Origin of the sequence: Stenotrophomonas sp. ZAC14D2_NAIMI4_6 (assembly GCF_003086875.1) — a bacterium.
In the GTDB taxonomy this organism is placed as follows: domain Bacteria; phylum Pseudomonadota; class Gammaproteobacteria; order Xanthomonadales; family Xanthomonadaceae; genus Stenotrophomonas.
Map to the genome: position 1 here is coordinate 2620851 of NZ_CP025996.1, position 13086 is coordinate 2633936.

Annotated in this window: 14 protein-coding genes and 1 pseudogene; 6 read left to right on the forward strand and 9 right to left on the reverse strand. The window is 67.8% G+C overall.

The window, feature by feature from the left end; genetic code table 11:
- Nucleotides 1-112 (forward strand): annotated as a pseudogene (locus tag C1933_RS12175) (IS110 family transposase); the annotation flags it as partial.
- A gap of 104 nt (nt 113-216) precedes the next feature.
- On the opposite strand, the gene serS reads toward C1933_RS12175, so the two are convergent.
- Nucleotides 217-1497 carry a serine--tRNA ligase gene (serS, locus tag C1933_RS12180; protein WP_108753484.1) on the reverse strand — a complete coding sequence of 427 codons (1281 nt, stop codon included), beginning with the start codon at nt 1495-1497 and terminating at the stop codon, nt 217-219.
- Nucleotides 1498-1610: 113 nt separating this feature from the next.
- Between serS and C1933_RS12185 the strand changes: the two genes are divergently transcribed.
- Nucleotides 1611-2249 carry an energy transducer TonB gene (locus tag C1933_RS12185; protein ID WP_108753485.1) on the forward strand — a complete coding sequence of 213 codons (639 nt, stop codon included), beginning with the start codon at nt 1611-1613 and terminating at the stop codon, nt 2247-2249.
- Nucleotides 2250-2367: 118 nt separating this feature from the next.
- Nucleotides 2368-2928: an energy transducer TonB gene (locus C1933_RS12190; RefSeq protein ID WP_108753486.1), complete on the forward strand. Its 561-nt coding sequence runs from the start codon at nt 2368-2370 to the stop codon at nt 2926-2928.
- 130 nt (nt 2929-3058) lie between these two features.
- Here the strand turns inward: C1933_RS12190 and aroA are convergent, their stop codons facing one another.
- The 4 genes from aroA to C1933_RS12210 all read right to left on the reverse strand — a co-directional run bounded on the left by aroA (nt 3059) and on the right by C1933_RS12210 (nt 7818).
- Nucleotides 3059-4366, reverse strand: coding sequence for a 3-phosphoshikimate 1-carboxyvinyltransferase (gene aroA, locus C1933_RS12195; RefSeq protein ID WP_108753487.1), 1308 nt, complete (start codon nt 4364-4366; stop codon nt 3059-3061).
- Between the two features lie 75 nt (nt 4367-4441).
- Nucleotides 4442-5626 carry a prephenate dehydratase gene (pheA, locus tag C1933_RS12200; protein WP_108753488.1) on the reverse strand — a complete coding sequence of 395 codons (1185 nt, stop codon included), beginning with the start codon at nt 5624-5626 and terminating at the stop codon, nt 4442-4444.
- Nucleotides 5627-5677: 51 nt separating this feature from the next.
- Nucleotides 5678-6763, reverse strand: coding sequence for a 3-phosphoserine/phosphohydroxythreonine transaminase (gene serC / locus C1933_RS12205; protein WP_108753489.1), 1086 nt, complete (start codon nt 6761-6763; stop codon nt 5678-5680).
- A gap of 245 nt (nt 6764-7008) precedes the next feature.
- A complete protein-coding gene (locus C1933_RS12210; RefSeq protein ID WP_108753490.1) occupies nt 7009-7818 on the reverse strand; it encodes an FHA domain-containing protein in 810 nt (269 codons plus the stop codon).
- 125 nt (nt 7819-7943) lie between these two features.
- Between C1933_RS12210 and C1933_RS12215 the strand changes: the two genes are divergently transcribed.
- From C1933_RS12215 to C1933_RS12225, 3 genes are all read left to right on the forward strand, one after another.
- A complete protein-coding gene (locus tag C1933_RS12215; protein ID WP_108749971.1) occupies nt 7944-8219 on the forward strand; it encodes a polyhydroxyalkanoic acid system family protein in 276 nt (91 codons plus the stop codon).
- An 80-nt stretch (nt 8220-8299) separates the two neighbouring features.
- The gene (locus C1933_RS12220) at nt 8300-8788 is read left to right on the forward strand and encodes a phasin family protein (protein WP_108749972.1); all 489 of its coding nucleotides are present in this window, start codon (nt 8300-8302) and stop codon (nt 8786-8788) included.
- A 236-nt stretch (nt 8789-9024) separates the two neighbouring features.
- Nucleotides 9025-10050, forward strand: a complete 1026-nt coding sequence (locus C1933_RS12225) for a restriction endonuclease (protein WP_108753491.1) — start codon at nt 9025-9027, stop codon at nt 10048-10050.
- Between the two features lie 154 nt (nt 10051-10204).
- Here C1933_RS12225 and C1933_RS12230 read toward each other — a convergent pair whose 3' ends face one another.
- The 4 genes from C1933_RS12230 to C1933_RS12245 all read right to left on the reverse strand — a co-directional run bounded on the left by C1933_RS12230 (nt 10205) and on the right by C1933_RS12245 (nt 13051).
- A complete protein-coding gene (locus tag C1933_RS12230) occupies nt 10205-10582 on the reverse strand; it encodes a type II toxin-antitoxin system HicB family antitoxin (protein ID WP_234414521.1) in 378 nt (125 codons plus the stop codon).
- A 23-nt stretch (nt 10583-10605) separates the two neighbouring features.
- Nucleotides 10606-10677, reverse strand: coding sequence for a hypothetical protein (locus C1933_RS12235; RefSeq protein ID WP_234414730.1), 72 nt, complete (start codon nt 10675-10677; stop codon nt 10606-10608).
- A gap of 230 nt (nt 10678-10907) precedes the next feature.
- Nucleotides 10908-11636 (reverse strand): histidine utilization repressor, encoded by a 729-nt coding sequence (hutC, locus tag C1933_RS12240; protein ID WP_108753493.1) that lies wholly within the window; start codon nt 11634-11636, stop codon nt 10908-10910.
- 44 nt (nt 11637-11680) lie between these two features.
- Nucleotides 11681-13051 (reverse strand): formimidoylglutamate deiminase, encoded by a 1371-nt coding sequence (locus C1933_RS12245; protein ID WP_108753494.1) that lies wholly within the window; start codon nt 13049-13051, stop codon nt 11681-11683.
- Nucleotides 13052-13086: the final 35 nt, after the last annotated feature.

The window sequence follows — 13086 nt, forward strand, 5'->3', positions numbered from 1 at the left end:
GAAAGCCAAGGGTAAGGCGAGCAAGGTGGCCCTCGTTGCGGTCATGCGCAAAATGCTGGTGATCCTCAATGCCCGCAAGCGGGACGCCGAGGTGGCCCTCGGCAGCCCCTGACAAGACAGTTGCTACTACATACGCGCGCCGCACCCCCGTAGGTCCACGCCATGCGTGGATGCCCCACCCCCAAAAACGCCGGGCATGGCCCGGCGCTACCGGGTTCAGCCGATGGTTTCGATACCACCCATGTACGGGCGCAGCACGTCAGGCACGGTGATGGTGCCGTCGGCGTTCTGGTAGTTCTCCATCACCGCGATCATGGCGCGACCCACGGCCACGCCCGAGCCGTTCAGGGTGTGCACCAGCTCCGGCTTGCCGGTGGCCGGGTTGCGCCAGCGGGCCTGCATGCGGCGGGCCTGGAAATCACCGGTGTTGGAGCAAGAGCTGATTTCGCGGTAGGTGTTCTGCGACGGCAGCCAGACTTCCAGATCGTAGGTCTTGATGGCCGAGAAGCCCATGTCGCCGGTGCACAGCAGCACCTTGCGGTACGGCAGGCCCAGCTTTTCCAGCACCACTTCGGCGCAACGGGTCATGCGCTGGTGCTCGGCGTCGCTGTCTTCCGGGCGGCAGATCGAGACCAGTTCCACCTTCTCGAACTGGTGCTGGCGGATCATGCCGCGCACGTCGCGGCCACCGCTGCCGGCTTCGGCGCGGAAGCACATGGAATGGGCGGTCACGCGCAGCGGCAGGCGCTCGGCGTCGACGATCTCGTCGCGCACCAGGTTGGTCAGCGGCACTTCCGAGGTCGGGATCAGATAGCGCGTGGAATCGCCCACGGCGGTCTTGAACAGGTCGTCCTCGAACTTCGGCAGCTGGCCGGTGCCACGCAGCGAATCGGCGTTGACCAGCAGCGGCACGTTGGTTTCTTCGTAGCCGTGCTCACCGGCGTGCAGGTCCAGCATGAACTGGGCCAGGGCACGGTGCAGGCGGGCCACCTGGCCGCGCAGTACGGTGAAGCGCGAGCCGGACAGCTTGGCCGCGGTTTCCGCGTCCAGGCCGGCGTTGCGTGCGCCCAGTTCAACATGGTCCAGCACCGGGAAATCGAAACTGCGCGGGGTGCCCCAGCGCGCCTGCTCGACGTTGTCGTTTTCGTCGGCACCGGCCGGCACGTCATCGGCCGGCAGGTTCGGGATGCCGGCGGCGATGGTGTCGATCTTCTCGCGCAGCTCGTCCAGGGCCACTTCCGAGGCTTTCAGTTCGTCGGCGAACGCGGCCACTTCAGCCATGATGGCCGAGACGTCCTCGCCCTTGGCCTTGGCCTGGCCGATGGCCTTGGAACGGCTGTTGCGCAGGCTCTGCAGCTCCTGGGTACGCACCTGGATACGCTTGCGATCGGCCTCCAGGGACTCCAGGGCAGACACGTCGAGCTCGAAGCCGCGGCTGGTGCGCAGGCGTTCGGCGAGGTCGGCGGGCTGGTGGCGGAGCAGGGCTGGATCAAGCATGGCAGGAGTCGTGGTGGGTAACAGGGACGGGATTATCGCCTGTTATACGGATTTCTGCCGCCCGGTTCATTCCGGGCGTGGCAGAATCGGGGTACTTCACGCTGGTCTGGTCCATGTCTGCACCTCGCTCGTCCTCTGCCAAGTCGTTCACTGTGCACATTCCGCGCAACGCCCTGAAGATCGCCGGCATCGCTTTCGGCGTGGGCATTGCGCTGTTCGTGGTGGTCTGGCTGACCGGCCGCGACAAGGAATTCTTCCGCGCCGACCCGGCCACGGCCACCCCGCAGGAAACGGCGCAGATCGAGCCGCTGCCCGAGCCGTTGCCGGCCGCGGCGGGCTCCAGCGACATGCCCGATGCCAAGCCGGCGCCGCTGCCCGAGGACGAGGCGCCGAAGCTGGTGGAAACCGCCCCGCCACCGCCGGCCACGGTGGACCCGGCCGCCCCGGCCCCGGGTACGGCCGCGCCGGCTGCGGCAACGTCGCAGCCGATGCCGATTGCCGAGCAGTCGCCCGCGCCCAGCTACCCGCCCGCCGCCCTGCGCCGTGGCGAGGCCGGCAGCGTGGTGGTACGCGTGGACGTGGATGCCACCGGCTACCCGAACAACGTAACGGTGATCCAGCGCAGCGGTTCGCGTGACCTGGACCGCGCCGCCACCGACGCCGTGCGCCGCTGGCGTTTCACCCCGGCGCAGAGCAACGGCCAAGCCGTACCGGGCAGCATTGAAGTGCCGTTCGACTTCAAGCCGCAGTAACTGAACGGTGCCCGGCAGGCAACCTGAACCCTGCCGGTTGCGTTGACGCAACGCTGACACATTGCCACTGCTGCCCGGTCCAGACTCGGGGCGTCGTTACAGACGCGAGGAGCAAGCAATGACGGTTACTACCCACGAAAACCTTCATTCGCCCCAGCTGCAGCAGGACGTGCCGCACCGGCCGACGTCGCCGTGGCTGTGGATGGCGCTGATCGTGGCAATGTTCGCGGCCGCTTTCGTCTGGCTGCGCTTTGCCAACCAGGAAGACGTGGCGCCGGCCCCGGTGGGCGAGCGCATGCTTCCGGCCACCGAGACCCCGGTTGCCACCACCGCGCCGGCGGCGCGCAACGCGGCACCGGCCAACAGCACCCGACGCAGCGCCCCGGCCGTGAGTAACCGTGAGGCGCGCCAGCTGGCCAGCAACGCCAAGCCGACCTACCCCGCTGCTGCGCTGCGCAGTGGCGTGCAGGGCAGCGTGGTGGCCAGTCTGAACGTGGATACGCGCGGCAATGTGACCCAGGCCAGCATCGTGTCGCGCAGCGGCGAACGCAGCCGCGACCTGGACCGCGCCGTGATCAATACCGTGCAGGGCTGGAAGTTCCAGCCGGCCATGCATGAGGGGCGCGCCGTGGCCAGTGTGGTGCGCGTGCCGGTGGATTTCCGTACCGAACAGCGTTGATCGCGGACGAGGGGTTCGTGATGTGGCGGAGGCTTCGGCCTCCGCCTTTTTTTTGCTGCACACCGCCCTGTAGAGTCGAGCCATGCTCGACTGACGGTGCGCAGCAGTCGAGCATGGCTCGACTCTATCGTCAGGCCAGATTAAAGCCTGCGCTGCGGGCCAGGCCGTCGAAATCCGGGAACGAAGTGGCGACGTTGGCGATGTCGTTGATGCGCACCTCGCCGCTGCTGATCTGCCCGGCAATGGCAAACGCCATGGCAATGCGGTGGTCACCGTGGCTTTCGATGGTGCCGCTGCCCAGGGTCACGCCGCCGTGCAGGGTGGCGCCGTCTTCGGTTTCGTCCACCTGCATGCCCAGCGCGCGCAGGCCGGTGGCCATGGCCGCCAGACGGTCCGATTCCTTCACCCGCAGCTCGGCCGCGCCGGTCACCACGGTCTGGCCTTCGGCCGCCGCGGCGGCAACGAACAGCGCCGGGAACTCATCAATCATGTCCGGCACCAGTTCCTCGGGAATGCGCGCGCCCTTCAGCGGGGCATGGCGCACCACCAGGTCGGCCACCGCTTCCCCGCCCTGCTCGGCCGGGTTTTCCTCGGTGATGTCTGCGCCCATCAGGCGCAGCGCGTGCAGCAGCCCGGTGCGGCGCGGGTTCAAGCCCACCTGCTTCAAACGGATGTGCGAACCGGGAATGATGCTGGCGGCGACCAGGAAGAACGCGGCCGAGGAGAAATCGGCCGGCACCACGATGTCGGTGGCGCGCAGACGCTGGCCGCCACGCAGGCGGGCCTTGCCCGGCGAGAATTCAATGTCCACGCCAAATGCCGACAGCATGCGCTCGGTGTAGTCACGGGTCGGGTGCGGTTCGGTCACGCTGGTCTCGCCATGCGCGTACAGGCCGGCCAACAGCACGGCGGATTTGATCTGCGCGCTGGCCACCGGCGAGGCAAAGTCGATGCCGTGCAGCGACTGCCCGCCATGCACGTGCAGCGGCGGCGTGCCGTCTTCCTCGGTGTCGATCTTCGCGCCCATCTGCGACAGTGGGCCGGTGACACGGCGCATCGGGCGGCCGGACAGTGATTCGTCGCCGATCAGCGTGCAGTCGAACGCCTGGCCCGCCAGCAGGCCGGCCAGCAGGCGCATGCCGGTACCGGCGTTGCCGCAGTCCAGCGGTGCGCTGGGTGCCTGCAGGCCGTCGATGCCGACGCCATGCACGATGCGCTGCGACGGGCTGGGCGTTTCGATGCGCACGCCGAGCTGGCTGAAGATGCGCGCCGTGGCGCGGGTGTCTTCACCTTCCAGGAAGCCTTCGATATGCGAGGTGCCATCGGCCAGCGCGGCGAACATCACCGAGCGGTGCGACACCGACTTGTCGCCGGGAATGGTCAGGCTGCCCTGCAGCGGCTGGCCCTTGCGGGCGATCCAGTGTTGCGCGTTGCTCATCGTTCGATCATTCCGTAAACACCGGCAGCGCCGGCGATGCATCAGGGGTGGCGGCCGCAGCCGCCGCAGCAGGGATCAGGGCACGGCCACCGGATAGGAGCCCAGCACCTTGATCTGCGCCGAGTGCGCTTCCAGTTCGGCCAATGCGGCCTGCATCGGCGCGTCATCGATGTGGCCGGCCAGGTCGATGAAGAAGCCGTATTCCCACTTGCCATGGTGCGAGGGGCGCGACTCGATGCGGTTCATGCTGATGCCATGGCGCGCGAACGGGCTGAGCACATCGAACAGCGCGCCGGGCTTGTCATGGATGAACACCAGCACCGAGGTACGGTCATGACCGGAGGTCGGGAAGATGTTGCGGCCAACCACCAGGAAACGAGTGGTGTTGTCGGCATCGTTCTGGATCGGCTTGGTGACGACCTTCTTCAGGCCGTACACGTGGCCGGCGCTCTCGCCGCCAATGGCCGCCGCGTCGTCGGCATTGCGCGCACGGCGCGCGCCTTCGGCATTGCTGGCCACCGGGATCTTCTCGGCCTTGGGCAGGTTGGCGCGCATCCATGCCGAGGTCTGCATGAAGGACTGCGGGTGGCCGTAGACGCGCTCGACATCTTCGATACGCCCGCTGCGTGACATCAGGTACTGATGCACGCGCAGTTCCACTTCGCCGCAGATCTTCAGGTTGGAGGTCAGGAACATGTCCAGGGTGATCTGGATGGTGCCCTGCCCCGAATTTTCCACCGGCACCACGCCGAAATCGGCGTTGCCCGCTTCCACTTCCTGGAACACCTCTTCGATGCTGGCCATCGGCAGGCCCAGTGCCGAGCGGCCGAAGTGCTTGAGCACGGCCTGCTGGCTGAAGGTGCCTTCCGGGCCGAGGTAGCCGATCTTCAGCGGCTCCTGCTGGGCCAGGCAGGCCGACATGATTTCGCGGAACACGTGCACCAGCAGTTCGTCGCTGAGCGGGCCTTCGTTGCGGTCCACCACCATGCGCAGCACCTGGGCTTCGCGCTCGGGGCGGTAGTAATCCACGGCGGCGGCCAGCTTGCCCTTGGCCTTGCCCACCTGGTGCGCGAACTGCGCGCGCTCGGCGATCAGGCCCTGGATGTCACGGTCGATCTGGTCGATCTTGGCGCGCACGTCGGCCAGCGCCAGCGGTGCCAGCGTGGGGGCCGCGGTGGCGGTCTTCTTGCCCTTGGGGGCCGCGCTGCCCTTGGCCGTTTCAGCCTTGGCGGGCGCCTTCTTGGCGGGTTTGCTTGCCATTGGAATTCCTTGTTGCAGGGCACGCGCCGGACGGTGCGCGCCGTTCAGTGCTCAACCGTGACGCTGCTGGAAATCGGCCATGAAGGCGACCAGCGCCTCGGCCCCGGCCAGCGGCATGGCGTTGTACAGCGAGGCGCGGATGCCGCCCACCACCTTGTGGCCCTTCAGCGCCAGCAGGCCAGCGGCCTTGGCCTCGGCCACGAAGCGCGCGTCCAGGTCGGTGCTGGGCAGGAAGAACGGGATGTTCATCCGCGAGCGCGCCGAGGGTGCCACTTCATTGCGATAGAAGCCGCCGGAGGCATCGATGGCGCCGTACACCAGTGCGGCCTTGGCGGCATTGCGCTTGGCGAATTCGACCACGCCACCTTCGGCCAGCATCCACTTGAACACCAGGCCGGCCAGATACCAGTTCCAGGTGGGCGGGGTGTTGAGCATGGAATCGCGCGCGACGTGCGAGCGGTAGTCGAAGATGTCCGCGCGTGGCTGGCCTGCGCGCTCCAGCAGGTCGCGGCGGATGATCATCACCGCAATGCCGACCGGGCCCAGGTTCTTCTGCGCACCGGCATAGATGATGCCGTAGCGGCGCACATCCAGCGGTTCGCTGGCGATGGACGAGCTGAAATCGGCCACCAGCGGCACAGTGCCGGTGTCCGGCACATCACGGAATTCGACGCCGTGGATGGTCTCGTTGGCGGTGATGTGCACGTAGGCGGCATCGGCCGAGAGCTGCCAGCCCTCGCGCGGGGGCAGTTCGCGATAGCCGTTGGCTTCGCTGCTGGCGGCGATGTTCACATCCACATAGGGGCCGGCCTGTTTGACCGCCGTCTTTCCCCAATGGCCACTTACGACATAGTCGGCGCGCTGGCCGGGCTGGGCGAAGTTGAGCGGGATGAGCGCCTGCTGGGTGGTGGCACCCCCGGGCAGGAACAGCACCGCGTAGTCGTCGGGGATATCGAGCAGGCGGCGCAGGTCGGCCTCGGCCTCGGCAGCCACGGACATGAATTCCGGGCCGCGATGGCTCATTTCCACGATCGAGGCGCCGGCACCGTGCCAGTCCAGCATTTCCGCCTGCGCCTGGCGCAGGACCGATTCCGGCAAGGTTGCAGGGCCGGCACTGAAGTTGAACGCGCGCGTCATGTCACACCTGTGGGGCAAGACCCCTAGTATGCCGCAGCGCACCAGCCTTGCGGCCTTGTCGCGCAAGGGAAATTTGGTTGCATTCGTATCCAATTGCCGGCGGGGGCAATGTGCCAACCAAGGTTGGCACCTACCAAAGCGGTCAGGGCGTCATGCGGCCGGGGGCATCGTGCCAACCAAGGTTGGCACCTACCGAAGCGGGTTCGGGCGGGCGGTAGCGCCGGGCCATGCCCGGCGGAGCGGGTTCAGCGCGCGCCAAACCAGAGCAGCAGGCTGAGCACGCCAGCCAGCAGCAGGGCGCTGACCAGCAGCCACGGCCAGCGGCGCACGTGACGCGGCGCCGCCGGGGCCACCGGCGCCTGCTCGCTGTCTGCCGCCTCGTCGTCCGCGCTGGGCGCCGGGCGCCGGCGCGGGTCGTGCGGCACTTCCAACACGAAGCGATGCTGGCCGTCGAACACCAGCTGGTCACCGGCCTGCAGCCAGCAGTGGCGCACGGCCACGCCGTTCACCCGGCTGCCTTCGGCACTGCCCAGGTCACGCAGCAGCACCCGCTCGCCATGCAGCTCGACCCGGGCGTGCTGATCGGCGAAGGCCGGCTCATCAATGGCGATGTCGGCATCGTCACCGCGACCGATCACCCGCGGCCGTGCCAGGGTGAAACCGCGGCCATGGTGCAGGCCACCCACGCCGCGCAGCACGCGCTGTTCGTCGATGCCCGGATCGGCCTGCGCCGTCGGCGCCGGTGCCTGCAGCAGGGTTTCCACCTCGCCCTGCAGGACCATTTCCACACCGTCCACGTACACCGCATCGCCGGCACGCAGCATGGCCATGCGCCGCACCGGGCGACCATTCACGTGGATGCCACGGATACCGTTGCCGACCTGCAGCCACAGACCGCGATCATCCAGGCAGAACTGCGCCAACAACAGGGCGCCGTTGCCGGCATCGCCCAGCCGCACGCTGCCATTGGCCTGGCGCACGATGCGCTGCACCCCGGGCCGCAGCGGCTGGTCGGGCTGTTGGTGTTGACTGAAGTGAACAAGCAGGTTCTGCACGCGGCGCAGACTAGCAGGTTGGCCGCCAACGCAGAAGAACCCAGCGTGAGTGCTTGGCGCCGCGCCCGCCGATGCGCACAATGGCCGCCCTCTTACTACAACCCGGCCCTGCGCCAGGAGCCTGCATGTCCAGCATCGACGTCCGCCACGCCCATTCCCTGCCCGACGCGCAGGCACGCGAGGCCATCGAACAGGTGGCCGCCAAGCTGTCCGAGCGCTTCGGCCTGAAGTCGAGCTGGGCGGCCGACGTGCTGAACTTCAGCGGCAGCGGCGTGGACGGTGCCATCGAACTGCAGCCGGGCGCGGTGCGGGTGACGGCCAAGCTCGGTTTCCTGCTGTCGGCCATGAAGGGCATGGTGGAAAGCGAGATCCAGCGCGTGCTGAAGGAAAAGCTGGGCTGAACCCTGGCGCCGGGCCATCACGGCCCAGCAACGCAACGCCGCGCTACTCTCGGGGCAGGCCCAACCTCCCCGGGAGTGCGATGAACACTTACGACAACGACGACCGCCGCGACGATGACGCCAGCTTCGGCGAGCAGGCGGGGCGCTTTTCGCGCAAGTTGAGCGATTCGGCACAACAGGTCTGGCTGGCCGGGCTGGGCGCACTGGGCCGGGCACAGGCCGAAGGAAACCGCTTCTTCGATGGCCTGGTGAAGGAAGGCGAAGCCTGGGAAGCCCGACGTCGCGAACGCAGCGGCGAACAGGGCCCGGGCTGGCGTGACAATGTGGAACAGTCGCTGGATGAGGCCCGCGAAAAGGCGTCGGGCACCTGGACGAAGGTGGAAAAGGCCTTCGACGAACAGGTGCAGGGCGTGCTCAAACGCATGCATGTGCCCACCGCACAGGATGTGGCTGCACTGGAGGCTCGCCTGGATGCGCTGCATGCGCGCCTGGCCAAGCTGGAAAACCGTGCCGCATCGGGCACTGATGCCCCCGCCCCCGGCAGCCACCAGGGGCCGGGCGCCGCCTGACCGGCCAATTGTTGCAATGCAATAAAATTTGTCTGACAATCGCGAGAACCCGCCAATCGCTTCGCCTGCCGTTTGTTCCCTCCCCTCACGGCTTCAGGATTGGCGGGTTTTTTCGTGTCTGCACAGCGCTGATCTGCGCGCTGCATCACGCTTCTTGTCAGGAACACCCTGACGCAATCGCCCAGTGTGGCCTTTACACTGTCGGCTTCTGAATTTTTCCTTCCGTTCGCACCTGCATGCTCCCTTGGATTCTGGCCCTGCTGTCGGCCCTGCTCATCTGCACCCTGGCTGTTGTCTACCTGTGGTGGGTGAAGCGGCGGCAAACGGAAATGCGACTGGGCCTGCAGGCCCTGGCCGGTATGCATTGGCGTGAGTTTTCCACGCTGATCAAGCGCATGCTGAGCGAGCAGCGCGGGCTGCGCGAGGCGCATGACGCGGACGAGGATGCGCGCGAGCCGCGCAGCGATTTCGTGCTGACCGACGGCCCCAACACCTGGATGGTCTGGTGCAAGCACGGCCTGGCCTACCGCATTGGTACGGCAGCGGTGAACGAGCTGGGCGCGGCCACGCGCCTGGGCGGCGCCAAGGGTGGCCTGTTGATCACCGAGGGGCGGGTGGAGCGTGATGGCCTGGCTGCCGCCGAGAAGCAGGCGGTGGAAGTGCTGGACGGCCCGCGCCTGTGGCCGCTGCTGCAGCCTTACCTGCCCGGCGATATCGAAAGCCGCGTGCGTGCCAGCGCCCGCCACGAGGCCGTGCGCCGCATCGCCATTTCCGCACTGGGCGCGGTGACCGTGGGCCTGCTGGTCGGGGTCAGCCTGCAGGGGCTGCACGCCGATGCACCGGTTGCCGCCCCCGAGCCCACGCCCGTGGCCACTGCCAGCACAGTGGTGGCACCGACCGCCCCCGTTGCAGCGCCGGCGCCGGCGCCTGCAGCGGATGCGACCCCGGCCAGCGCGCCCGTGGTGCCGGCCGCCAAGGCCGGCGACGACAGCCGCAGCAACCCCAACCCCGATGCGGCCACGCTGGAGCGCTACCAGGCCGAACTGGCCCGCGCGCTGGCCGGCCAGAGCGGCATTGCCAGCGGCGTCTGGCTGACCCGGCAGACTCTGGCCATCAACCGCACCGGCGAACTGGAGCAGGTCTGGCCGCGCGTCTGCCAGGAAGTGCTGCGCTACCCTGCCCTGCGCACCGTGCGCGTGCAGCTCAACGCCCGCCCGGGCGTGGACGAGCCGGTGCGCTGGCGGCAGTGCGCCACGTATTGAGTGGTGCGCCATCCACGCATGGCGTGGATCTACCGGCATGGTGTCACCCATGGGGTCGATCCCGTGCGGGCTCCCGGCATTACGTTTACCAACCCTGCGTGGTCTCACCCAGTAGATCCACGCCATGCGTGGATGGTTGCGCCACCCGCCGCCGTCAAGCCAACGCGGCAAGATGGGCGATGTAGCTGGAACGTGTTTCCCCGGCCGCCTTGGCCTGCGCATCCAACCTGGACAGGATCCGTCGCGGCAGGCTGATGTTCACCCGCTCGATGGTGTCATCCAGCAGTGCGGGATCGATGCTGACATAGGCAAGAATCCATTGCGTTCCACCTGCCGCGTCGGCGACCAGTTTCTGTGGTGCCGACGGTGTTGGGATCGAGTGCCCGGCATCCAGTGCGGCGTCAATCCAGGCAAGCGCAGCCTCTTCGGCCGAACGCAGTGCGTCATCGAGCGTGTCCGCTGCAGAGAAGCAGCCCGGGAGATCCGGCACCACCACGCCCCATGCAGTGTGTTCATCACCGGCTTCGATCAAGACTGGATATCGCATGGGAGCCTCTACTTCAGTCCAGCAAGCTTCCGGATTGCCTTGACCAGGCCAGTTCCCAGATCCTTCCTGGGATGGGGCACGGTAACGATGTGCGATTAGGTCCCCGCTCTTCATGTCGGGGACGATACACACCGTCCACACGCCTCGACAGAGTTCAAGGCGACAGATCTGCCGGTTGAAGGAACGCCATCCACGCATGGCGTGGATCTACCGGCATGGGGTCGATCACCCGTGCGGGGTCCCGGCATTACGTGTACCAACCCTGCGTGGTCTCACCCAGTAGATCCACGCCATGCGTGGATTGGCCGCCTCAGCGTCCGCCCGGCGCGAAGCGCGCCACCAGGTCCCAGGCATCGCCCAGGAATACCTGGCGCACCCGGGTGATCGGCTGATCGCCGCGCCAGGTCAGGCGCTCGATCACCAGACAGGCCGTGCCCGGCGCCACCTGCAGCAGCTTGGCCGCGGCGGCGTCGGCGCCCCAGGCACTGATGCGGTGCTGGGCGCGGGTCCAGGACACGTTCTGCAGCAGCCAGCTGCCGGGCGCGGTGGTGCTGAAATCCACCCCCAGCACTTCGGGCACGCCCACCGGGCTGATCAGGCGATGTTCCAGCGCCAGCGGCCGGTCATCGGCCAGATGCAGGCAGCGCATCGCCAACAGCGAGCCCGCACCGGCCAGCTCTTCTTCGCCGGCATTACCCGCGCTGGCCCCGCGCAGTTCACGCTGCAGCAGGCGGTAGCTGTATTGATGGCCGCGCGAGCCGACTTCCATCGCGATATCGGGAATTTCCAGCGCCACCTGTTCCAGGTGCGGCGGCTGCCGGGCCACGAACGAACCGGCGCGGCGCCGGCGCTCGATCATGCCGCTCTCGGCCAGCGCGGTCAGCACCTTGTTCACCGTCATCCGCGAGCAGCCGTACTGCTCCATCAGCTCGTGTTCGTACGGAATGCGGAAACCCGGCGCCCACTCTCCACTGAGGATGCGGCTTTCCAGATCGCTGCGGATACGCTGGTTGAGCGTGGCGGACTTGCGGGCCTTCACGGGGGTGGGGATCTCGATGAGGATCTCGAAAAGCAGGGAGGCGGTCAGCCCAGCACGCCACGCAACGCTGCAGCAAAGGCGGTGGTGATGGCCTCGCGCTGCAGGTGGCGGCCGTCGGCCACGACCTGGCGGCCATGGCGCCAGACCGAACGCAGCGCGCCATTACGTGCAGCGAAGACCCAGCTGTCAAGCCATGCGTCATTCTGTCGCGCCTGCAGCGCCGGGTGCGCGGCGTCCAGTTCCAGCAGATCGGCACTGGCGCCAACCTGCAGGCCGGCGGCCACGCCCAGCGCCTGCGCACCGCCGTGCAGGGCGCCTTCGAACAGGAAGCGGCCACTGCTGCGGCGGGCGTCCGGGGCCAGCACGTTGCGGCCGCGCAGGCTCAGACGCTGGCCATATTCCAGCAGGCGCAGCTCTTCGGCCGCATCGATCAGCACGTTCGAATCGGAGCCGACGCCGAAGCGCCCGCCTTCGCGCGCGAACGCCTGCATCGGGAACAGGCCATCACCCAGGTTGGCCTCGGTGATCGGGCACAGCCCGGCCACCGCCTGGCTGGCCACGATCGCGGCGCGCTCGTCGTCGGTGATGTGGGTGGCATGCACCAGGCACCAGCGCGCGTCCACCGGCGCATGGTTGTACAGCCACTGCACCGGGCGCTGGCCGCTCCAGGCCAGGCAGGCGTCGACTTCGCGCACCTGCTCGGCGATATGGATGTGCACGGGGCCGTCGGTCAACGGCAGCAGCGCGCTCAGTTCTTCACCGGTCACTGCCCGCAGGCTGTGCGGCGCGATGCCCAGCACCGCATCGGGCAGGGCGGCCAGTGCCGGCTTGGCCGCATCCAGCAGCTGCGCGAAACCTTCCACGTCGTGGATCAAGCGGCGCTGCGCGGGATTGGGCGGCGCGCCGCCGAAATCGGCGTGCGCATAGAACACCGGCAGCAGGGTCAGGCCGATGCCGGTCTGTGCCGCAGCGGCGGCAATGCGCGCGCTCATCTCGGCACGGTTCGCGTACGGCTGGCCATCGGCATCGTGGTGCAGGTAGTGGAATTCGCCCACCCGGGTGAAGCCGCTTTCCAGCATTTCCATGTACGCCTGGGCGGCAATGGCCTGCACGGCATCGGGACGCAGGTGGGCCAGGAAGCGGTACATCAGCTCGCGCCAGCTCCAGAAGCTGTCGCCGTCGCCGCCGCCGATCTCGGTCAGGCCCGCCATGCCGCGCTGGAAGGCGTGGCTGTGCAGGTTCGGCAGGCCCGGTACCGCGATGTCGACGCGGGTATCGCCTGCTTCGGCAGCCTGCCCCGTGCTGATCGCGGTGATGCGACCGTGCTGCACCTGCAGGCGCACATCACGGGCCCAGCCGTCGGCCAGCAAGGCATGGGCAGCGTGGAAAGCGGCAGGGGAACGCGAATCAGACATGGCTGGACAACCCAAAAGGGACGCTTATATTGTAT

What these genes read in the sequence shown, in the direction of transcription:
- C1933_RS12245 (WP_108753494.1), bottom strand. Translation starts at nt 13,051, where the DNA reads ATGTCTGATTCGCGTTCCCCTGCCGCTTTCCACGCTGCCCATGCCTTG.
- C1933_RS12185 (WP_108753485.1), top strand. Translation starts at nt 1,611, where the DNA reads ATGTCTGCACCTCGCTCGTCCTCTGCCAAGTCGTTCACTGTGCACATT.
- C1933_RS12190 (WP_108753486.1), top strand. Translation starts at nt 2,368, where the DNA reads ATGACGGTTACTACCCACGAAAACCTTCATTCGCCCCAGCTGCAGCAG.
- aroA (WP_108753487.1), bottom strand. Translation starts at nt 4,366, where the DNA reads ATGAGCAACGCGCAACACTGGATCGCCCGCAAGGGCCAGCCGCTGCAG.
- pheA (WP_108753488.1), bottom strand. Translation starts at nt 5,626, where the DNA reads ATGGCAAGCAAACCCGCCAAGAAGGCGCCCGCCAAGGCTGAAACGGCC.
- serC (WP_108753489.1), bottom strand. Translation starts at nt 6,763, where the DNA reads ATGACGCGCGCGTTCAACTTCAGTGCCGGCCCTGCAACCTTGCCGGAA.
- C1933_RS12220 (WP_108749972.1), top strand. Translation starts at nt 8,300, where the DNA reads ATGAACACTTACGACAACGACGACCGCCGCGACGATGACGCCAGCTTC.
- C1933_RS12225 (WP_108753491.1), top strand. Translation starts at nt 9,025, where the DNA reads ATGCTCCCTTGGATTCTGGCCCTGCTGTCGGCCCTGCTCATCTGCACC.
- C1933_RS12215 (WP_108749971.1), top strand. Translation starts at nt 7,944, where the DNA reads ATGTCCAGCATCGACGTCCGCCACGCCCATTCCCTGCCCGACGCGCAG.
- serS (WP_108753484.1), bottom strand. Translation starts at nt 1,497, where the DNA reads ATGCTTGATCCAGCCCTGCTCCGCCACCAGCCCGCCGACCTCGCCGAA.